The organism is Blautia acetica (genome assembly GCF_038739805.1).
Taxonomy (GTDB): domain Bacteria; phylum Bacillota; class Clostridia; order Lachnospirales; family Lachnospiraceae; genus Blautia.
In genome coordinates, this window is sequence record NZ_JBBEWO010000010.1 from 26,187 (window position 1) to 47,130 (window position 20,944).

The following is a 20,944-nucleotide window of genomic DNA, read 5'->3' on the forward strand; positions in this document are numbered from 1 at the left end:
TCTCCTGTTTTAGATAGTATTCTTTTTCCGGCTTCCCCGGCAGTATAAAAAGAGCCCCAGAGTGCAGGCCAATGTCCCTAAAAGCATAGCCAAAGGCAAATGAAAATCTGCTGCCTTCCCAAAGAGCAAATCCACTACGGCAGCTGTGCCATCCATAAAGACCGCATAGACGCTCAGCATGGCAGCCCGATGTCCCGGCACAACCATACGATTTTGCATTTCTGTCTGCAAAGGCTGCAAAAGAGAAAAGCTGACTTGAATCAGCATAACAGCAAAAGCAGAAATTGCCAGACTGTTTGTCCCTGCTAAAATAAGGCAGCAAATACCGGGAATCAGAAAAGCCCCAAGAAACATAGCCGTTTCACTGATTTTTTGGGTAATCCGGGCAGAAAGTCTGCCGGTCATCTCACAAATGGTCAGAAGCAGAAACAGCAGACCAATCTGCTTGTCTGTGGCTCCGCATTTTTGAAACTGCGGCTGATTTAAAACTACGGTTGTCATCTGGTACACTTCTGAAACCAGAGCCATGCTGACAAGAAAGGCTGTCACGTTTCTCCTGCCAAACAGTTCCGGAAGGGTCTGACAAAAAATCTGCCAGCTGTTTTTTCGTTCCGTCTCTTTTGTTTCTTCCCGGACTTCTGTAAGCCATAGAGACAAAAAAGCGGCAATGCCATAGCTTACAGCTGTCAGAAGTCCTGCCATTCGATAGTCTTTCCCAATAAAAAGGGAATACATACCCGAAGCCAGAAAAAGCCCGGCAACGGACATAGTATTAAAAAATCCAAAGATTCGCTGGGTATCTTTTCCCTTTGCAGAAAGGTATAAAATACTGGTGTCCACCCCGGACAAACCGGAAATCACTGCGGCCAGAAGAATTCTCTCTGTCAGGAAATCGGCGAAGCTGTCTGCTCTCCAGAAAACCAGCTTGGAGACAAAAAACAAAAAGGAACAGATCACAAAAGTCCGTTTATACCCAATTTTATCCGCCAGAATTCCCCAGGGGATTTCCAGTACAATGGTCAGTACCATGGAAAGACTCTCCATAAGAGTTATCTGAAAAAGCGTGACTCCCACGGCCTGACGGTACAAAGTGGAAACAGAACCGTAAAAAACCATGCCCTGCAGCAGGGAAATGGCATACATAAGCACAAGATTTTTGTTAAAATTTAGTTTAAAATACATAAAAATCCTCCATAAAGGAACTGCCTCTGCATTTGCAGCGCAGCTCTCTTTTTCTGTATATTATAAAAAGACAACATAATAAAACCACACCCGAGTCTGGCTTACTGAATTGTATCCTCTTATAATATTCAGATTGGAAGATTTTTTGTATCCATATAAATTTGCTCCTTGGTTATGCTTTTAAAAGTTATAAAAAGGTTTTGTAGTCCTCATAATTTTTGGCTAGAAGTTCCGGCGTATTCAATCCATATGGACATTTTTTCATACACTTATTGCAGTGCATACAGCCGTCAATTTTCTGCATTTTTGCCTGCCATTCCGAGGACAGCCATGCCGTCTGAGGTGCTCTTCGGAGCATTAAACTCATACGGGCACAGTTATTGATTTCGATTCCGGCCGGACAGGGCATACAGTAACCACAGCCACGGCAGAAATCTCCGGAAAGCTGTTCCCTGTCTTTGGCAATTTCCTCCTGCAGTTCTTTGGTCAGCTGCGGGGGACAGACCTCATATGAAAGAAATTCGTCCAGTTCGTTTTCCTTCTGGATACCCCAGATAGGCGCTACATTTGAAAACTGCGGCTGGGCCATAAAGGCATAAGCGGCAGCAGAGTTGTGAATCAGTCCGCCAGAAAGTCCTTTCATGGCAATAAAGCCCATATCTGCGTCCTTACACTGTTCTGCCAGCTTGATATCTGCCTCAGCGGCCAGATAGGAAAACGGAAACTGCAGGGTTTCATATAGACCAGAGGCAATCGCCTCGTCTGCTACTGCCAAACGGTGATTGGTAATACCGATATGGCGGATTTTTCCTTGTTCCTTTGCCTTTAAAGCGGCCTCATAAAGTCCTGTGCCGTCTTCCGGTCTGGGGCAAAAAGCCGGATTGTGGAACTGGTAAATATCAATATAATCTGTCTGCAGCTTTAAAAGGCTCTCATCTAAATCTTTCCAGAAATCCTTTTCATTCTGAGCCGTTGTTTTGGTACTGATAACCAGCTTTTCCCGTGTATAGGAAAAAGCTGCTCCCAGTTTTTCTTCGCTGTCAGAATAAGCCCTTGCAGTATCAAAATAATTAATGCCGTGATAAAAGGCTTTCTGCAGCAGATATACGGCCTCAGCTTTTGTAATTCTCTGAATGGGAAGCGCTCCGAATCCGTTTTTGCTCACTTCAAGTTCTGTTTTTCCAAGTCTTACTTTCTGCATTTTGCTTCTCCTACTATGTAAATCAATGGGAAATTATTCGTAATCCAGGCAAGCTCTCTCTGTAACATAAGGGCGGACATACGTATCTGCCACTTTTACATGCTCCGGGTGGGAACCGTAAACAGCTACATCCTCCGCTTTTTCCAGAGTAGTAACCAGCGCCATATCATGTGTGCTGGAAGGCAGCGGCTGTTCTACAAAGTCGACGGTTAAAAGCCCCGGAACCTTTCCTACCAGTCCCTTTAAATGCTCTGCCATAGCCTGTTTCAGCTGTGGTTTTTGACTTTCTTCGATTTCCGGTTTGAATTTCCACATAACAATGTGATGTACCATAATTTCCATCTCCCTTTTTTGTTAAGATTTTTTCTGCGTCATTATTTTAATACATTAAAATCCCTGCTGTCAACTGCAATCCTCAGGAATCTGCCAGTGTGTTTTTCTGGCTCATCCGGTTTAAGGAACCGTGAAAAAGTTTATCAAAAACCAGCCCATACACAGAACCCAGAATATTGTTGAAAATACGGAAAAATACAGCACCGGGAACGCCCAGGAAGCTGACGGCAATGGCCATAGCACCCAGGGAATTAAATACAGCCTGCCAACCATAAGTTGCGGAAAGTCCTACACCAACGCCGCCGATGACTCCAATATATGGACAAAGACTTTCTGGCAGAAGCGGATATACCAGAAGGAATACAATACCTCCGGCCAGATTTCCGGGAATTCTTCCCTTCACACGCTCTTTCATGTCTCTTCTAAATGGCAGCAGCACGGACATGACTGCAATACCTACCCACATGCTTCTGGGAAGTCCAAGAAGTCCTGCCAGAAAAATGGCGGTGGATACGCCAAAAGTAATGGACAGCTGCCATCTGGTCCGTACAGAGGATAAATCAAATTCCAGAATTAAATGTTTGAACGCTCTTTTATAAGTCTGGTTTTTATGGTTGCGGTAGAACACAATACCGGTAAGCAGAGCGCCTGCACCAAGTCCTGCCAGACGCAGAGCATAATCCATTCCGGTTACATCATACCCGTACAAAAGCAGGTATCCCAGCACCAAAGTAGAATGGTTTGCCATAACCACATTATGACAACCTAACACCATAAGTATAAAAATACATGCCAGATTCACCAGCAGTTCTGTAAAAAGATTTCCCATATTGGCCAGTCTGGGGCCAACCGCCAATATGGCAAACACAGCCATGAGGGAACTTAACGCATGCGGTGTGTAAATTCCGAAATCCGCAAAACGAAACACCATGACGCACAGTAACACGACCACGCCGGTTACACTGTTTTCATCTCCGAAAATCGTGCTGTAGCCAATGACAAAAGCCATGCAGAACGCCATGGTAATAAAAATTTTCAACAGATATACTGCAATGTGACGAACCTTTTCTTTCCGGCTCTGGCTGCTTTTAATAAGCGCCTTAGAGCCCGCTTGATTTAACTGTAATTCCTGATAAATGGTCATACTTCATAACACCTAGCCCTTTCTTCTGTCTTCTTGTTATCGGGGAGGCATTATACCATCTGGGCACAGACTTGTCAATTCAGAAATTTCTATTTTACTACCTTGATACTTTCGATTACGGGCTGATTTTCTGGCAGAACGGTTCCGTTCTGGTCTTCCACAGACACATCTTCGCAAATTTTATCTACCACATCCATACCTTCTGTGACATACCCGAAAGCCGCATATTGTCCGTCCAGATAGGTGCTGTCTTCCTGCACAATAAAAAACTGGGAGCTGGCGCTGTCATAGTCCTGGGAGCGTGCCATGGAAATAGCACCTCTGGTATGTGAAAGAGGATTTTCCACTCCATTTTCAGAAAATTCTCCCTTGATGGTTTCGTCAGAGCCGCCGGTTCCGTTTCCTTTTGGGTCGCCGCCTTGAATCATAAAGCCGTCTATAATACGGTGAAAGGTCAGTCCGTCATAAAAGCCTTCCTCTGTCAGTTTCAGAAAATTTTCCACAGTAAGAGGCGCTGCTTCCTCGTCCAGGGCTACCTCAATGGTTCCATATTCTTTTACTGTGATTTGTACCTTTGTATCATCACTGTTATCTGTCTGACTGCTGTTTTCCTTTTTGCTCTCTCCTTTTGTGCCGCAACCTGCCAAAAGTGCTGCGGTAAAAATTCCTGCAAGTAACAAAGCTGCTGTTTTCTTCATTTTTCTGTCTCCTGTCTGTCACATTTATGCTTTTATGGCCCAGCGCATTTTGGTAGAACGGGCCCGGCTGTTTTGATTGCACTCTTCTTTGGAAGGGCGGATAACCTCTTTGGCAATATCCCGGTAAACACCTTCCCGGTAAAAACTCTGGAAAGATTTTTTTACCATACGGTCTTCCCCGGAATGGAAGGTGAGAATCGCCACTCTTCCCTGTGGTTTTAAAATCCGGGGTAATTTTTCAAGAAAAGCTTCCAGTACTTCAAATTCACTGTTCACATCAATGCGCAGTGCCTGGAAGGTTCTGGCACAGGACTTTTTCACTGCTTCTTTTTGCTCTTCTTTTGGAAGACGGACAAGGGCCTTTTCAATGACTTCTTTTAGCTTTGTAGTGGTGTCAATTACATGCCCTTTTCTCTGTTCTGAGAGAATAGCCATGGAGATTTCTCTGGCATAAGGTTCATCGGAATTTTCCATGAGCATACCTTCCAGTTCTGCCTGTGAAATGTCTTTTAATCGTTCTGCTGCGGAAATCCCTTTTTCAGGATTCAGGCGCAAATCCAAAGGTCCCTCCTGTTTATAAGTAAATCCCCGTTCCGGATTATCTATCTGCATGGAAGAAACGCCCAAATCTGCCAGTACGAAGTCAAATTTCCCTGTCTCCTGTACCAGCAGGTCAATGTCTGCAAAATTCATCTGTTTGACAGTCAGAATGTCCGGACCATACCCCATGCCTTCCAGCCTGGCCTGTGTCTTTTTCATTTCAATGGGGTCTACATCCAGAGCGTAGAGATGTCCCTTCTGCTGCAGACATTCCAGCATTTTGGAACTGTGTCCGCCATATCCCAAGGTGGCATCCAGACCCTGCTGTCCCGGCTGTATCTGCAGAAAATCCAGAATTTCCTGTACACAGATAGAAATGTGCATACCTGCCGGAGTGCCACCCTTGCGAATAACTTTTTCAATGGTATCCGCATATTTTTCCGGCTGCAGCTCCTTGTATTTTTCTTTATAAGTCCGCGGGTGTGTGCCTTTATAGCGTACCCGGCGCTGATGTTTTGGTTCCTGATTTTCCATAATGCTCTCCATTTCCTTCTGTTTTCCTACCTTTGCAGATTTGTATTGGAAGATTTCATAATCCGCAGAATATCCTCTTCTGTGACAATATTAAAATCATACTGTATCATTAGCTTCATTACACTGGCGGTAATGGCAAAATCAATGGTTTTCTGCGGCTCAAAATTCCTGAGAATACCATGCAGCAAGCCCCCTGCAAAAGCGTCTCCCGCCCCTACTGCTTCCAGACTGTGTACGGTGTGAATCGGGCTTTCGTAGAATTTTCCGTCTTTCAAATAAATTCCCATCCAGTCCCCGTCTTCCACCGTATACATATTCCGCAGAACACTGGCCACGGACTTGCAGCCCGGATACTGCTTTAAAATTTCCTCCATTCCTTTTTTATAAGTATCCATCTGCTGAATTCCTGTACGCATATTTCCATCAAAGGCAGGGATGCCTAAAGTTGCTTCAAAATCTTCATCGTTGGCAATGCACAAGTCCACATACTGCATACATTCTTTCATAACCGTCTGAGCTTGCCGGCTGCTCCACATTTTTGCCCGGTAGTTTAAATCACAGACAACAAACACTCCGTGGTTTCGGCTATATTGCAGGGCCTTAAGCACAGCGGTTTTCATATGCGCACTGATAGCCGGGGTGACACCGGAAAAATAGAAAATATCTCCCTCTTCCAAAATTTCTTCCCAGTGAAATTCAGAAGCCTCTGCAAGAGAAAGTGCGCTGTATTCCCGGTCATATACGACATTCGTAGGACGGATGTTGCTGCCTTTTTCAAAATAATAAATGCCCAGACGAGAACCTCCCTTTAAAATATAGGAAGTATCCACCCCGTAATGGCGTACTTCGTTTACCGCTGCCCGCCCTATTGGATTATCCGGAACCTTCGTGACAAAAGATACCGGGTCTTCCAGCATGGCTAGAGACACAGCCACGTTGGCTTCTGCTCCTCCGTAGCTGGCTTCAAAATCTCTGGTCTGCAGAATCCGCAAATGTTCGGGCGTCTTCAGACGCAGCATAATTTCTCCAAAAGTGACTACTTTCATGTCAATGCCTCCATTCAAAATATACTTTCTTATTCTTTTCCAATGAATATTTCTTTTCCACAAAATGCAAACCCATACTTTCGGATTTTTTCCTGTGGAATTCCCTTTGAAGCCAATATCGCTGCATATTTTTTCTCGTCAATTTGTTTCAGCGCATTCTTCGCCGTATCTTCCAAACGCCTCTCACTGTCCGGGTCATGGGATACGGAAATTTTTCTTCCAGTGTCAAAAAAACGGAAGGTCGTCACGGCAACCCGGTTCATATATACATTCATTGCTTTGACATCGTCTGACAATAATGCCTTCACAAAATCATTATAGCCACTGTCATAGTCAGCAAACCAACTCTGTATAATGGTTTCAAACATCATGCGGACTTCCCTATTTGTCAAAGAAAGAGAATAGAGAACTCGTCCCGTTTTCTGAAATTCTACCTGCTCCACTTTTAAATAACCACTGGCCAGAAAAAGACTCCAAATGGCACTTTCTTTTTCCTGCAGTTGTTCATAAATTATCTGCCTTTGATAAATTTCGTTTTATCAATATAAAAAGTATTCAAATCCTGTATTTTGCCAAAATCCTGAAGACCAATACTGACGGTCTTTGCCATAGAAATCACCTTCTTCCTGTTTCCATTATTATACACACCCCGGCAGGAAAACACAACCGCCCCTATTTATGATATGGCGCGCCCTCTATAATCCGATATCCTCTGTATATCTGCTCCAGCAAGATTACCCGCATAAGCTGATGAGGAAACGTCATTTTAGAGAAACTCAGCGCATAGTCGGACCGTTTCAGTACTTCTTCACCTAAGCCGATAGAACCACCGATAACGAAAGTCAGATGACTTTTCCCCTGTACACCCAGCGTTTCGATTTTCTTTGCAAATTCCACGGAATCCAGCATTTTGCCGCCAATTTCCAGAGTAAGCACATAGGCGTCATCCTTTATATACCGCAGAATCCGTTCCCCTTCTTTTTGCCGTATTTGCCGTTCTACGGTCTCACTGGCCATATCCGGTGTCTTTTCATCTGCCACTTCTAATATTTCCAGCTTACCGTATTTGCTCAGTCGTTTGCTGTATTCCGCAATGGCATCTTTTAAGTATTTCTCCTTCAGTTTTCCCACTGTAATAACCGTAATTTTCATAATCGTTGTCCCTTTACGCTTTGATATAGGCAAATCCCTGGCTCTCTTTTTCCACCAGTTCTGCAATGCCGAGTTCTGCCAGTTTTACGCCGGATATCAATTCTGCTCCGGTAAGTGGTATCTGTTCCATGGCTTTTTGACACACTACAAATTTTATGCCTTCTGACTGCAGACTCCGGATTTTTTCATTTTCCTTAGAAGATGCGCGAAAAACAAAAATGCCCGTTCCTTCTGCCAGAATTTCCAGTTCCACACAGAGGCCCTTCCTTCTTCCGTATTTCAGCAGATTTTCGGCATCATCAAGGGCTTTTTGGACGCCGGATTCACTGTCTGCATGAAAGATTGCCCTTTGCTTTTGTGTAAGCTTTGCGTCACTGTTTTCCTCCAAAACTTCATATTCCACCTCATCAAGGGACAGGGGAATACCTGCAGGGCTTTTGACATTTACACCGCCGTACCAGGTACTTTCCACAGTAAAGATATCTCCTTCTTTGTAATCCATGGACCAGTCATTCATTTTATTGATAATTCTGATTTTATCCTTTACTTTTGCCTTCATGTCTTATCCTCATTTCTCACTTTCGTTTTAAGGTGTTCAGCCGTTCTTTGTCTGCTTTTTCTACCCGGTAAGATTCCTGGATTTTCTGAATGGCTTTGTTGTGGGTAAAGTCATCCAGAAGATTCTCTGTAAAGAGTCTTTCTGTCTCCCTGGGAAATTTGATGTAGCAAATAGAAACAGCCCAGGCCACTGCCATTTTTACATAATAACCTTCCTGGCGAATCTGCGAAAGCAAATCCAGTACCCTCTCCAGAAAAGCTTCACAGATAAAGAAATCCAGCATACACACCACGGCAAAGCGCACCTGGTATTCGCTATGGCTGTATACATATTCTTCCAGGAAAGAAAACCAGTCTTCCTGGTTCTTTTTCATAAATTTATAGGTGGCACAGCAGCAATCGCAAACAGCCCAGTTATTGATATGAGGAACAAATTTTCTCAGTTCTGTTTTCTGTTCTTCCATAGTCAGACAGGCATAGCCGATCATCATGCCTCTTATCATTAATTCCTCATACACGGATAAGTCTGCCTCTTTGGCATATGCGTAATAATCTATTTTTGCCGCCTTTTTCGCGATTTTCCGTATGTTGGGCACCCGGACCCCCAGCATGGATTCCAGACCTGGCACCAGGGATTTGTGAAATTCTCCATATGCTTCCTCTGCATGGCGAAGCAGTTCTTCCCGCACCCAGGCGGTGATATCTGTGTATTCTTCTGTTTTCTTTTCCATGTCACCATCTCCATATAACAAAAGGGACATCGCTTTAAGCCCCTTGTTATGTACTTAATGCGATGCCCTCTATGTATCTTATCTGTTTCTGCAATTATTTTGCTTTGTTTTTGATAAACTCATCAATACCTTTTGCTGCCGCTTTTCCTGCCCCCATAGCCAGGATAACCGTTGCTGCGCCGGTTACGGCATCACCGCCTGCGTAAACACCTTCTTTTGATGTCTGTCCGCTTTCTTCGTCTGCAATGATACATTTTCTTCTGTTTACATCCAGACCAATGGTAGTGGAAGAAATCAGCGGGTTAGGTGAAGTTCCCAGAGACATGATAACAGTATCTACATCCATCTCGAATTCAGAACCTTCAACAACAACCGGACGTCTTCTGCCGGAAGCATCCGGTTCCCCTAATTCCATGCGTACGCATTTGATGCCTTTTACCCAACCGTTTTCGTCTGCCAGAATTTCTACCGGATTTGTGAGAAGGTCAAAGATAATGCCTTCTTCTTTTGCGTGATGAACCTCTTCCTTTCTTGCCGGAAGCTCTTCTTCACTTCTTCTGTATACAACATGTACTTCTGCGCCCAGACGAAGAGCTGTTCTTGCAGCATCCATAGCTACGTTTCCGCCGCCTACAACAACGACTTTTTTACCTGTTACAATAGGGGTATCATAGTCTTCACGGAAAGCCTTCATCAGATTGCTTCTGGTCAGGTATTCGTTTGCAGAGAATACCCCGTTTGATACTTCTCCGGGAATACCCATGAACATTGGAAGGCCGGCACCGGAGCCGATAAATACAGCTTCAAAGCCTTCGTTTTCCATTAATTCATCTACTGTAGTGGATTTACCGATGATGACATTTGTTTCAATTTTAACGCCAAGAGATTTTACGTTTTCCACTTCTTCTTTTACTACTTTGTCTTTCGGAAGACGGAATTCCGGAATTCCGTATACCAGTACGCCGCCCGGCTGGTGCAGGGCTTCAAAGATAGTTACATCATAGCCCATTTTAGCCAAATCTCCGGCGCAGGTAAGTCCGGAAGGACCGGAACCGATAACGGCTACCTTATGACCGTTCTTTTCAGCAGGCGCTTCGGGTTTGATACCGTTTTCTTTTGCCCAGTCAGCTACGAAACGTTCCAGCTTACCGATGGAAACGGCTTCTCCTTTGATACCGCGGATACAAACGCCTTCACACTGGGATTCCTGAGGACATACACGTCCGCAGACAGCCGGCAGTGCGCTGGACTGACCGATGATTTTGTATGCCTCTGCGAAGTTGCCCTCTTTTACTTCGTGAATAAATGCAGGAATGTTGATGGATACCGGACATCCTTTCACACATTTGGCATTCTTGCAGTTCAAGCAGCGGGCTGCTTCTTCCATTGCTTCTTCTTTGTTATATCCCAGACAAACTTCTTCAAAATTTGTTGCTCTTACCTTTGGGTCCTGTTCTCTTACAGGAACTTTTTCTAATACGCTGCCCATTATTCGTCACCTCCGCAGTTTCCGCATCCGCCGTGATGAGTCTCTCCTTCACGTTCTTTTAACAATGCTCTTCCTTCTTCTGTCTTGTACATCTGCTGTCTTTTCATAGCCAAATCCCAGTCAATTAAGTGACCGTCAAATTCCGGACCGTCTACGCAGGCAAATTTCACTTCTCCGCCTACGATGACACGACAGGCACCGCACATACCAGTACCGTCTACCATAATCGGGTTCATGGATACGATAGTAGGAATTTCGTATTTCTTTGTGGTCAGGCAGCAAAATTTCATCATAATCATAGGTCCGATGGCTACACAGCGAGTGTATTTCTTACCTTCCGCAACCAGGTCGTCAATCACCTTCGTAACCATACCGCTGCGTCCGTAGGAACCGTCATCTGTGGTGATATACAGGTTTCCTGCAACCGCTTCCATTTCTTTTTCCAGAATGATTAAGTCTTTTGTCTTGGCACCTACGATAACGTCTGCGTCAATGCCGTGTTCATGCAGCCATTTTACCTGCGGGTAAACAGGTGCAGTACCTACACCGCCTGCAACGAACAGAATTTTTTCTTTCTTTAACTCTTCTAAATCTTCATGTACAAATTCAGATGGACAGCCCAGGGGACCTACAAAGTCCTCAAATGCATCTTTTGCCTGTAATTTTGCAAATTTTTCTGTAGAGGCGCCAATCGGCTGAAATACAATGGTAACTGTGCCTGCCTCTCTGTCATAATCACAGATGGTCAGGGGAATTCTCTCTCCCGCATCATCTAATTTCACAATGATAAACTGACCCGGCTCGCAGTGTTTTGCGACCATTGGTGCTTCGACTTCCATGAGATATACAATCTCATTCAGCTTTTCTGCTTTTAGAATCTTATACATAATGTCCTCCTCATATTTCATCCAAAATACCGGCTTTCTGGCTTTGCATTTCCCAGTGGGTGCATCTTTTGTCGATATATTGTTATGATTACTATTCTCCAGTATAAGACAATCGGACTGAAAATTCAATCCGATTTCTTAGTACCGCACAGAATTTGTGCAGATTGCTGTATTATTTAATTATTTTTACGGATTTATCCATAAAATACATAGATGGCGCTGCTGATCTGGCTGACCTTACCTCTGGAATCTACAGCAATCGCGGAAAAGGTGTGTTCTCCTTCGGGCATCGTAATGGGACCGGTGTACTTTTCGCTTTCTGTGGTGGGTTCTGCGTCGAAGGCATAATAAATATCACAGCCGTCAGGAGCTGTTACAATAATTTCTGCCGCATACTCATATTTGTCAGAAGGTGGCGAAATCTGAGGCTTTTCCGGTGCTTTAAAGGTCAGGTGGTAAGTCTCTTTTCCTACTTCGCTGGAAATACCCTTTTCGTTATAGGCAATGTATTTCAAAGTGAAGTCTCCTTCTTCGTCCAGAAGAATCGAACCGTTATATTCCTGGCTACTGCTGTCCGGGTCTGTGCCATCCAGGGTGTAATACACTTTTGTGCCCGAAGACAGAGTACCCATCTGTATTTTTACTTCTTCACTGTAACTGCCACCTGCGGGAGAAACGGAAGGAAGTTCACAGACATAGCTCTGATATTTTGACTTCATGCTGTCTGTCGCCGTGCTCATCAAATCACGTATTTTATCATATTCCTTATTTTTTTCATACAGACGAAGCACTTCACCGTAGGCATTGGTGCTGTCCGGGTGGTTTTCCACAACGGATAAGAGAATGGAAAGAGCCGCTTCCTCGTTTCCCTCTTTCAGATAAATCTTCGCTTCCAGAATGTTGGCCTCTGCGCTGTCGGGATTTAAAGACAGCGCCCGCTCTACATATTTCAGTGCTTCGCTGTAAGCTTTATTGCTGAATTCTGTTTCCGCCTGGGCCATCTGGAAATCAAAGGAATTTATTTGGGTCTGATACACAAAAAACAGACCTGCACCTACGACTACTGCCACCGCTGCTGCAGTACCTGCCAGAATCATTCTCTTTTTCCTTTTTTTTCTCCGCTCCTGTTCGGCCTTTCGTTGAAGACGTTCTCTCTCTTTATGTGCTTCCAGTTCTTTCTTTCGCTGCTCCTGTTCCTGGAGTTCCTTCTGCCGTATCAGGGTTTCTAAGGTATTGTATTCCGGTACCCATTGAATCTCTTTGCCGCATTTTGGACAAAACAGAGTGCCTTCTTCATACTCTGCTCCACAGTTTCTACATTTCATGTATTTTCATCCTCATTTTCTATAAATACTCATCAATAAACTGCTCGAATTCTTCCATAGACATCAGGACTTTTCTAGGCTTTGTCCCTTCTTCTTCGCCTACAACTCCGGCTTCGCACAGTTGGTCCATGATTCTGGCCGCCCGGTTAAAACCGATTTTAAACATTCTCTGCAGCATGCCGATAGAAGCTTTGTCTTTCTCAATAATAAATTTTCCCGCATCTTTAAAGTAAGCGTCTCGCTCGTTGGCAGTATCTGTCGCTGATGAAGAAGCTTCTTTTACTGCCTCGATTTTCTCCTGGATTTCCTGACTGTAAGCAGCCGAAGGATTCTGGCTTGCAAGAAATTCTACTACTGCGCTGACCTCCTGATCGCTGACGAAAGCGCCCTGTACCCTGGCCGGTTTCTGATAGCCTTGGGGATAAAAGAGCATATCGCCCTTTCCAAGCAGTTTCTCTGCACCGTTCATGTCCAGAATGGTTCTGGAATCCACACCAGAGGATACAGAAAAAGCAATTCTGGAAGGCATATTTGCTTTAATCAGACCTGTAATAACATTTACGGAAGGACGCTGAGTAGCAATAATCAGGTGAATTCCAGCCGCTCTTGCAAGCTGGGCCAGGCGGCAAATGGAATCTTCCACCTCTCCCGGCGCCACCATCATAAGGTCTGCAAGCTCGTCCACAATAATGACAATCTGCGGCAGCCTTGGCGGTTTTTTGTCTGCTTCGATATCCGTCAGGGCATCCACTTTTGCGTTGTATCCTTTGATATCCCGCACATTGTACTGGGCAAATTTGTTATATCGCTCGGTCATTTCCGCTACAGCCCAGTTTAAGGCTCCAGCCGCTTTTTTCGGGTCTGTCACCACCGGAATAAACAGGTGCGGAATGCCATTGTAAACGCTCAGTTCCACCACCTTGGGGTCAATCATAATCAATTTCACTTCTTCCGGTGAGGATTTATATAGAATACTCATAATCAGTGTGTTGATACATACTGATTTACCGGAACCAGTGGCACCTGCGATGAGTAAATGGGGCATTTTCGCAATGTCGGCAATAACCGGTTTTCCGGCAATATCTTTTCCTGCTGCAAAAGCCAGTCTGGATTCGCTTTTCTGAAATGCGTCAGACTGAATCAGTTCCCGAAGCATAACCGTACTGTTGTTGGCATTTGGAACCTCAATTCCCACAGCCGCTTTACCGGGAATCGGTGCTTCAATACGAATGTCTGTCGCCGCCAGATTCAGCTTGATATCATCGGTAAGACTGACAATTTTGCTGACCTTTACTCCTTGTTCCGGCTGCAGTTCATATCTGGTAACTGTAGGGCCGCAGCTGACATTCGTAATCGTAACGTTTACACCGAAGTTATGTAGGGTTTCCTGGAGCTTTCCTGCTGTTTCCCGCAGGTGTGCATTGGAATCCCCATTGCTTTTTGTGCCTTTTTTCAAAAGGGAAACCGGAGGGAAGGTATATTCCTTTTTCTCTTGTACTTCCTTTGCGGCAATTTCGTTTTTGACATCATCCACACCTTTTTGAATCTCTTCCTTAGAAGAGCGAGGATTTTTCCCGTGGCTGCCCTCCGTTTTTTCTGATTTTTGTTCTTTTGCCGGTATTTCTTCAGCTGTATCTTCGACTCCGTCCTCTAAGACGGCAATTTCCTCAATATCCTGCACCAGATGGTCTGCCCTCTGAATAGGGAAAGCTTTTTCCGGTACAAAAGGCTCGTCTACAGGATTTTCTTTTGCAGGTTCCTCTTTGGGCGGTTCTGCAGTGAAGAAAGTAGGAATTTCCCTGCCCTGTTTTTGATGATGCGGCTGTTGCTGTTTTTCCTCCCGGCGCTCTTTTCGGCGGGAAGAGTGTTCTTCTTCGGCCTCCGCCTGCAAAGCTTCTGCCTGTTCCTGACGGATTCTGGCTGCTTCGATTCTCCGGGCACGGCTTTGCGCTGCGTGACGGTAAGCCCATCGGCTGCATTTGCGAATCATGTCAAACATGGATTTTTGGGTAATCAGTACCAAGGAAATCATAATAGCAGCAACGGTAATGGCATAGGTACCTACTGTTCCAAAGGCCTGTACACAGAGCCTGCACAAAAGACCGCCCAGAATCCCTCCTCCGGTCTTGTATTCTGCTGAAACCTGATAATAAGTCAGTATGGAATCTTCATATACTGCCCCTTCTGTCAGAAGCTGCATAAACATACACATGGCAATGAATAAAAGTAAAAATCCCACCATTTTTCGGTAAGCTCTGGGATTTCGGCTATTAGATATGACAAAGGCCACTCCCAGGAACAGAAAGATGGGCAGAGGATAGCAAATCAGACCTACCAGTCCAAAAAAGAAACTGCTGATGGCATTTCCTACAGCCCCGCCTACACCAAAGTTGCTGACTAGAAGGACAATGGAGATTGTCAGTACAATCCACAGAGTAATTTCAGACTCTACAGAACTGGATGTATGCTCAGTTGCCCCCCTCTTTGCCTGTGTTTTCGTATTCTTTTTTCTGCTGCTGGAAGTCTTTGCGGAAGTATTTCTGCTTCCGGTGCTTCTTTTTCTCGCTGCCGCCATAATCATGTTCTCCCCTTACTTATAATACAAAATTGCAGACTGCCGCTGCTGTACCCAGCAGAAAACAGTATCCTGCAAAAAAAGAAAATTTCTTTTTCCGAATAAGCCGCAGCATAAGCCGGATACAGAAATAGCCTGTGATTCCCGCAACAACAGCTGCCGCCAGATAGATACCAAAGGTTCCCGCTGAAATTCCGGAACCGGGAACCTGTATCAGTTCCCAGAATGCTGCACCCAGCACAGCCGGTATTGCGGTCAGAAAAGCGTATTTTATTGCAAATTTCCGGTTAAAGCCGCACATCAGACAGACGGCCAAAGTAATACCAAGCCTGGAAATTCCTGGAAATACGGCAATTCCCTGAAAAATACCAATGAAAAATGCCGTACCATAACCTACATCTTTTGGAATTTTTTTTCCTGCCGGAAAGAAATCAATCACCAGCAGAAAAATACCTGTGATAAACAGTCCTATTGCCGGTGCCAGCAGATTACTCTCTGCCTGCAGTACCAAGTCTTCAAGAAGTATCCCTTCCACAGCCGTGGGAAGTGTGGAAACCAGCAAGAGTAAAAACAGTTTTCGGTAATTATTTGAAATCAGTTTTTTATAGCGGATAGCTTCCTGTTCGTGTCGGTTTTTAAAATAAATTTTAAAATTCCCCGCAAAATCGTAGATGGTCTTGCAACCCTCCAACAATAGTTTTTTCACGTCCTGGCGAAAAGCCGCAAGAAGTACCGCAAGGGTGCCTGTATGCAAAAGTACGGAAAAGATAATTCCTGTTTCTTTTATCTGCAGCAGATTTTTTAAAATGGCCAGATGACCAGAACTGCTTACAGGCAAAAATTCAGTAAGTCCCTGTACCAGTCCGAGTAACAGTGCCTCTATCAATGACATGTCTTCAACCTCTTCCTTTGTCTTTCGTAATTTATCATATTATCAAATGTTTATTTTACCATAAATCCGGATATCATACAACTTTAAAATCTTCGGAGTTTTCTGATTAAGAAATTTGTCTTTTACGTTCAATCATTTCATACAGCTTTTTCAAGGCCTCCCGAATCCCTCCGGTCTCATCAATCAATCCTTCTTTCACTGCATCTTCTCCCTCCAGCATGGTTCCCACATCTTTCACAAGCTGGGACGTATTCAGCATTAGTTCTTCTATACGCTCCTGCTTCATTTTTGAGTGGGCCGCAATAAATCCTGTGATACGGTCCTGTATCTTTTCCATGTTCCGGTAAGTCTGCATTACACCGATAAACATACCGCTGCTGCGCACCGGATGAATCACCATGGTGGCGCTTGGCACAATAAAGGAATAGTCCGCAGAAACAGCCATGGGAACCCCGATGGAATGGCCGCCTCCCAGAACCAGGGAAACCGTAGGTTTGCTTAAGGAAGCAATCATCTCCGCAATGGCAAGTCCTGCTTCCACATCTCCGCCTACCGTGTTCAAAAGGATTAAGAGGCCGTCTGTTTCCTGACTGTCCTCTATCATGGCCAGTTTTGGCAAAACGTGCTCATACTTTGTGGTTTTGCTGTTATTAGGGAGACATTCATGCCCTTCCACCTCTCCGATAATGGACAAAAGCTGAATATGATACTGCTTCTGATTCTCATCCAGAAGGACTTCTCCCAGGTTTTCTATCTGCTCATTTTGCTTTTCTGCGGTTTCCAGCTTTTCTTTTTTCTCCTCAGACATTAAGAATACCTCCAGTTTTCTTTTCTGGAGGTATTATGTGTATCTTGTTAAATTTTATTCTTCCCAGTTGTGCCACACGTCGGTCACATCGTCATCGTCATCAAGCAAATCCAGGGTTTTCTGCAGATTCTTTACATCCTGTTCGTCAGACAGTGTGACATAATTCTGAGGAATCATGGCAACCTGTGCTTCCAGCATAGGAATTCCTTCTTTTTCCAGGGCTTCTCTTACTGTGCTGAATTCATCCGGGTCTGTCAGCACTTCAAAGCTGTCTTCCTCTTCTGCAAAATCTTCCGCACCGGCGTCCAGAGCAATCATCATCAGGTCGTCTGCGTCCATTTCGCATTCTTCTTTATCAATGATAATCTGACCTTTTTTGTCAAACATAAAAGATACAGAGCCGGGGGTTCCGATATTTCCGCTGCCCTTTGTGAAAGCGCTTCTTACATTTCCGGCTGTACGGTTTTTATTGTCAGTCAGTGTCTGTACAATAATAGCCACACCGCTTGGGCCGTAACCTTCGTATGTAAGCACTTCAAAGTTATCCGCATTAGCGTCTCCGGCTGCCTTTTTAATTCCTCGTTCAATGGTATCGTTTGGCATATTGTTGGCTTTTGCCTTTGCGATAACATCACGCAGCTTGCTGTTGTTGGCCGGGTCCGGGCCGCCCTCTTTTACGGCAACCACGATTTCTCTTCCGATAACAGTAAAGATTTTACCCTTTTTGGCATCATTTTTTTCTTTCTTATGCTTTATGTTTGCAAATTTTGAATGTCCTGACATTTCTTTTCTCCTTTTTCTTCTTCGGGCAGCTTTTCCACCCGAACTTTTTGTATTGTATTATTTTCTACCCCAAGGATAGTAAATAAATATCCGTTTGTTCTGATTTCCTTGTCCTCGGCCATATTGGGTACGTGTCCCAGCACAGAGGTCAGAAAGCCGTTTAAGGTATCAAACTCTTCCTCATCAAAATCGGAATCCAGCACCTCATCTACCTGTTCCAAGGGTGTGCGTCCCTCCATAACGAGAGAATCATCGGTCTGCACCTGGATAAAATGTTCTTCTTCATCATATTCATCCAGAATGTTTCCCACGATTTCCTCCAGAATGTCTTCCATGGTAACAATACCGGAGGTTTGTCCATATTCATCCACAACTATCACCATGTGCATTTTTTTTGCCTGCATACGCTGGAATAAATCACTGATATTTCTGGTTTCCGGAATATACGCAGCCTCCCGAATGAGATTGGGGATGGTACAGATTGGCATAGACTCACAATGCCCCAGAGTCACCTGCTTCATAGCGTCCTTTAAATGCAGGATTCCCACAATATCGTCAATGTCCTCCCGGTATACGGGATACCGGGAATTGCTGTTTTCCAGCATATAAAGCAGAGCGTCTTTTAACAGAACATTCTCCTCTATGGCATGGATATTCTTTCGATGGGTCATAATATCCTGAGCCTCCGTTTCAGAAAACTCCATGATATTCTGAATCATTTCCGCTTCGCTCTCTTCGATGATGCCCTGTTCGTGGGCGTCATCTACCATGGAAATAATCTCTTCCTCGGTCACATCATCCTCCTGCTTATGCGGGTCCACACCGAAAAGGCGCACAATCACGTTGGACAATTTCATAATCAGAAAAGTCACAGGTTTAAAAAGCGTCACCAGAAATTTTACAATTCCGGCTGTTCGGTATACCCAGGCGTCGGGATTGCTGTTAAATACTTTCTTGGCAGAAATCACACCAAAAGACAACAGCACAATCAGAGAAAAAATCACAACCAGAATCAGCGCCGTATCTTTCAAAATCCAGTTCGGCACACCCGCTCCCCAAAAAGCCTCCAGTTCCGTAAGCCATCGAAACACATAAGGGGTAATAGAATGGATAGCTGTATATCCCGTCATAATACTGAGCAGCGTTGCAATGGTGAGTATGGTATGGATAATCGGGCTGGGATTTTCCATAATTTTTAAAATCCACTGTGCTTTTTTGTCTCCCTCTTCTTTGGTCCGCTTTTCCAATTCATTTTCACTGATTTTCTGTACTGCCGCACCAAAGCCGTACAGGATTCCGTTTATCATAATAAATAAAATAAAAACTGTAAGAGCCCATATAGGGCTGCCCCCATCGTCCATAAATCTCTTTCATTCCTTCTTTCTTCTTCCGTTTTCTCACGGATGTTTTAACCGTGCCATGAATAAAATACCATTTTCCCTTTCGTTAGTCAAGATTTCCGCACATAAAAACCAGGGGTCCGGCTATGTAGGAAGCTCCAGGCTGATACAGAGAGCATGATTTACTTTCTGCAAAATCTCCGCATCCAGGTGGCATACCTTATCTTTTAACCGCCTTTTGTCAATGGTTCTAAGCTGCTCCAGCAGGATAACGGAATCTTTGACAATGGCATAGGAAGCTGCGTCAATTTCAATATGCGTAGGCAGCTTGGCCTTGTTCATTCTGGAAGTAATCGCCGCACATATAACCGTGGGGCTGTGTTTATTTCCGATATCATTCTGTATAATCAGAACCGGTCTGATTCCGCCCTGTTCGCTGCCTACTACAGGCCGCAGGTCGGCATAATAAATATCTCCGCGTTTGATAACCACACATTTCACACTCCGATTTGTTTTCTCATATCTGCTTATCATTCTTCCCAGTTTCTTTGTGTGTATTCATGTATTATCTAAACTTATTCCTGTACCTGTCCGTTTTTATAATAAACTCTCGGAACACGTTTGCTGATACAGCAGGCAAATTCATAGTTGAATCTGCCGGAAAGGTTCCCCAGTTCTTCCATGGTAATACAATCCTCTCCGTCTTTTCCCAGAAGGGTTACCTCATCCAGTTCTTCTGCCTCCGGAATATGGGTTACATCCACCATAAACTGGTCCATACAGACTCTGCCCAAAATAGGCGCCCGTCTGCCCCGGATAAGGACACTGCCTTTGTTTGACAGGCCTCTGGAATATCCGTCTGCATATCCTACGGGAATGGTTGCCACTTTTGTGGGCTCTGTTGTGGTAAAAGTACCGCCATAACTGATTTCTACTCCCGGTTCTACGGTTTTTATGTATGCAATATGGCTTTTTAACTCCATGACCGCTTTTAAAGGCACCGGCTCTTTCTCTACTTCCTCAGAAGGATACAGGCCATAGAGGATGACTCCGGCCCGGACCGCGTCCAGATTTGCGTCCGGCATCCGGATAATGCCTGCACTGTTGGAACAGTGGCGCAGAGGAAACGTGACTCCGGCCTTTTCAAGTCCTGTCAGAAATGCCAGAAACTTTTCCAACTGGCGGGCTGCCGGAGAAACATCGTTTTCATCTGCCCTGGCAAAATGAGTAAAAATTCCCTCTGCTTCAAGTCCGGGAAGTTTGGAAATCTTTACAATCTCCGGAATGTCCTCCTGCGGACTGCGATACCCGATACGAGTCATGCCGGTATCAATTTTAATATGTATTTTCAAAGTTTTTCCGGCTTTTTTTGCAGCCTGTGACAGTTTTTCGGCCATAGACAGCTTAAATACTGTGGGACGGAAGTCCTCCTGTACAATCCGGTCGTAATCTTCTTCGTAAGTATAGCCTAAAATAAGAATGGGCTTTTGAATCCCTGCCCGGCGCAGCTCCATACCCTCGTCCACAGTCGCAACCGCAATTCCCCAGATATAGGGATAAGATTCGATTTCTTTTGCCAGGGGTATGGCACCGTGCCCATAGCCATCCGCTTTCAGCACAGCTATAATCTGTGTGTCTTTTTGCAGGTTTTTCTTTATGTTTTCCAGATTATATGCAATGGCGTCCAGGTTGATGTTTGCCTGGATTCTTTTCTGTATCTTCATAA

General features: G+C 44.6%; 21 protein-coding genes. All 21 read right to left on the reverse strand.

Annotated elements, in window-relative coordinates:
• Positions 1-9: 9 nt before the first annotated feature.
• The 21 genes from WBS51_RS08285 to alr all read right to left on the reverse strand — a co-directional run bounded on the left by WBS51_RS08285 (position 10) and on the right by alr (position 20,942).
• Entirely contained in the window at positions 10-1,182 is a 1,173-nt protein-coding gene (locus WBS51_RS08285) for an MFS transporter (protein ID WP_173749563.1), read from the reverse strand.
• A 187-nt stretch (positions 1,183-1,369) separates the two neighbouring features.
• Positions 1,370-2,383, reverse strand: a complete 1,014-nt coding sequence (locus WBS51_RS08290; RefSeq protein ID WP_173749564.1) for an aldo/keto reductase — start codon at positions 2,381-2,383, stop codon at positions 1,370-1,372.
• A 33-nt stretch (positions 2,384-2,416) separates the two neighbouring features.
• Complete coding sequence (locus tag WBS51_RS08295) at positions 2,417-2,716, reverse strand: Dabb family protein (protein ID WP_173749565.1); 300 nt, start codon at positions 2,714-2,716, stop codon at positions 2,417-2,419.
• 82 nt (positions 2,717-2,798) lie between these two features.
• Positions 2,799-3,860 (reverse strand): FUSC family protein, encoded by a 1,062-nt coding sequence (locus WBS51_RS08300; RefSeq protein ID WP_173749566.1) that lies wholly within the window; start codon positions 3,858-3,860, stop codon positions 2,799-2,801.
• An 89-nt stretch (positions 3,861-3,949) separates the two neighbouring features.
• On the reverse strand, positions 3,950-4,558 hold the full coding sequence (locus tag WBS51_RS08305) for a peptidylprolyl isomerase (RefSeq protein WP_173749567.1): 609 nt from the start codon (positions 4,556-4,558) through the stop codon (positions 3,950-3,952).
• A gap of 24 nt (positions 4,559-4,582) precedes the next feature.
• A complete protein-coding gene (rsmH, locus tag WBS51_RS08310; RefSeq protein ID WP_173749568.1) occupies positions 4,583-5,632 on the reverse strand; it encodes a 16S rRNA (cytosine(1402)-N(4))-methyltransferase RsmH in 1,050 nt (349 codons plus the stop codon).
• A 26-nt stretch (positions 5,633-5,658) separates the two neighbouring features.
• Positions 5,659-6,678 carry a sugar kinase gene (locus WBS51_RS08315; RefSeq protein ID WP_173749569.1) on the reverse strand — a complete coding sequence of 340 codons (1,020 nt, stop codon included), beginning with the start codon at positions 6,676-6,678 and terminating at the stop codon, positions 5,659-5,661.
• Between the two features lie 29 nt (positions 6,679-6,707).
• Positions 6,708-7,070 carry a PD-(D/E)XK nuclease domain-containing protein gene (locus WBS51_RS08320; protein WP_302702776.1) on the reverse strand — a complete coding sequence of 121 codons (363 nt, stop codon included), beginning with the start codon at positions 7,068-7,070 and terminating at the stop codon, positions 6,708-6,710.
• 280 nt (positions 7,071-7,350) lie between these two features.
• Entirely contained in the window at positions 7,351-7,830 is a 480-nt protein-coding gene (rlmH, locus tag WBS51_RS08325; RefSeq protein WP_173749570.1) for a 23S rRNA (pseudouridine(1915)-N(3))-methyltransferase RlmH, read from the reverse strand.
• A gap of 13 nt (positions 7,831-7,843) precedes the next feature.
• Positions 7,844-8,389, reverse strand: coding sequence for a DsrE family protein (locus WBS51_RS08330; protein WP_173749571.1), 546 nt, complete (start codon positions 8,387-8,389; stop codon positions 7,844-7,846).
• Between the two features lie 16 nt (positions 8,390-8,405).
• Positions 8,406-9,119, reverse strand: coding sequence for a DNA alkylation repair protein (locus tag WBS51_RS08335; RefSeq protein WP_173749572.1), 714 nt, complete (start codon positions 9,117-9,119; stop codon positions 8,406-8,408).
• Between the two features lie 94 nt (positions 9,120-9,213).
• The gene (gene gltA, locus WBS51_RS08340) at positions 9,214-10,608 is read right to left on the reverse strand and encodes an NADPH-dependent glutamate synthase (protein WP_173749573.1); all 1,395 of its coding nucleotides are present in this window, start codon (positions 10,606-10,608) and stop codon (positions 9,214-9,216) included.
• Positions 10,608-11,495 carry a sulfide/dihydroorotate dehydrogenase-like FAD/NAD-binding protein gene (locus WBS51_RS08345; protein WP_173749574.1) on the reverse strand — a complete coding sequence of 296 codons (888 nt, stop codon included), beginning with the start codon at positions 11,493-11,495 and terminating at the stop codon, positions 10,608-10,610. Before WBS51_RS08345 ends, gltA begins: the two co-directional genes overlap by 1 nt.
• 194 nt (positions 11,496-11,689) lie before the next feature.
• Positions 11,690-12,820, reverse strand: a complete 1,131-nt coding sequence (locus tag WBS51_RS08350) for a chitobiase/beta-hexosaminidase C-terminal domain-containing protein (RefSeq protein WP_291683603.1) — start codon at positions 12,818-12,820, stop codon at positions 11,690-11,692.
• 19 nt (positions 12,821-12,839) lie between these two features.
• On the reverse strand, positions 12,840-15,395 hold the full coding sequence (locus WBS51_RS08355) for an FtsK/SpoIIIE family DNA translocase (protein WP_173749576.1): 2,556 nt from the start codon (positions 15,393-15,395) through the stop codon (positions 12,840-12,842).
• A 19-nt stretch (positions 15,396-15,414) separates the two neighbouring features.
• A complete protein-coding gene (locus WBS51_RS08360; protein ID WP_173749577.1) occupies positions 15,415-16,287 on the reverse strand; it encodes an undecaprenyl-diphosphate phosphatase in 873 nt (290 codons plus the stop codon).
• A 106-nt stretch (positions 16,288-16,393) separates the two neighbouring features.
• Complete coding sequence (locus tag WBS51_RS08365; protein WP_173749578.1) at positions 16,394-17,095, reverse strand: ClpP family protease; 702 nt, start codon at positions 17,093-17,095, stop codon at positions 16,394-16,396.
• A gap of 54 nt (positions 17,096-17,149) precedes the next feature.
• Positions 17,150-17,878: a YebC/PmpR family DNA-binding transcriptional regulator gene (locus WBS51_RS08370; RefSeq protein WP_173749579.1), complete on the reverse strand. Its 729-nt coding sequence runs from the start codon at positions 17,876-17,878 to the stop codon at positions 17,150-17,152.
• Complete coding sequence (locus WBS51_RS08375; protein ID WP_173749580.1) at positions 17,848-19,239, reverse strand: hemolysin family protein; 1,392 nt, start codon at positions 19,237-19,239, stop codon at positions 17,848-17,850. Before WBS51_RS08375 ends, WBS51_RS08370 begins: the two co-directional genes overlap by 31 nt.
• A 123-nt stretch (positions 19,240-19,362) precedes the next feature.
• Positions 19,363-19,752 (reverse strand): type II toxin-antitoxin system PemK/MazF family toxin, encoded by a 390-nt coding sequence (locus WBS51_RS08380; protein WP_180211134.1) that lies wholly within the window; start codon positions 19,750-19,752, stop codon positions 19,363-19,365.
• Between the two features lie 41 nt (positions 19,753-19,793).
• Positions 19,794-20,942, reverse strand: a complete 1,149-nt coding sequence (alr, locus tag WBS51_RS08385; protein WP_173749581.1) for an alanine racemase — start codon at positions 20,940-20,942, stop codon at positions 19,794-19,796.
• Positions 20,943-20,944: the final 2 nt, after the last annotated feature.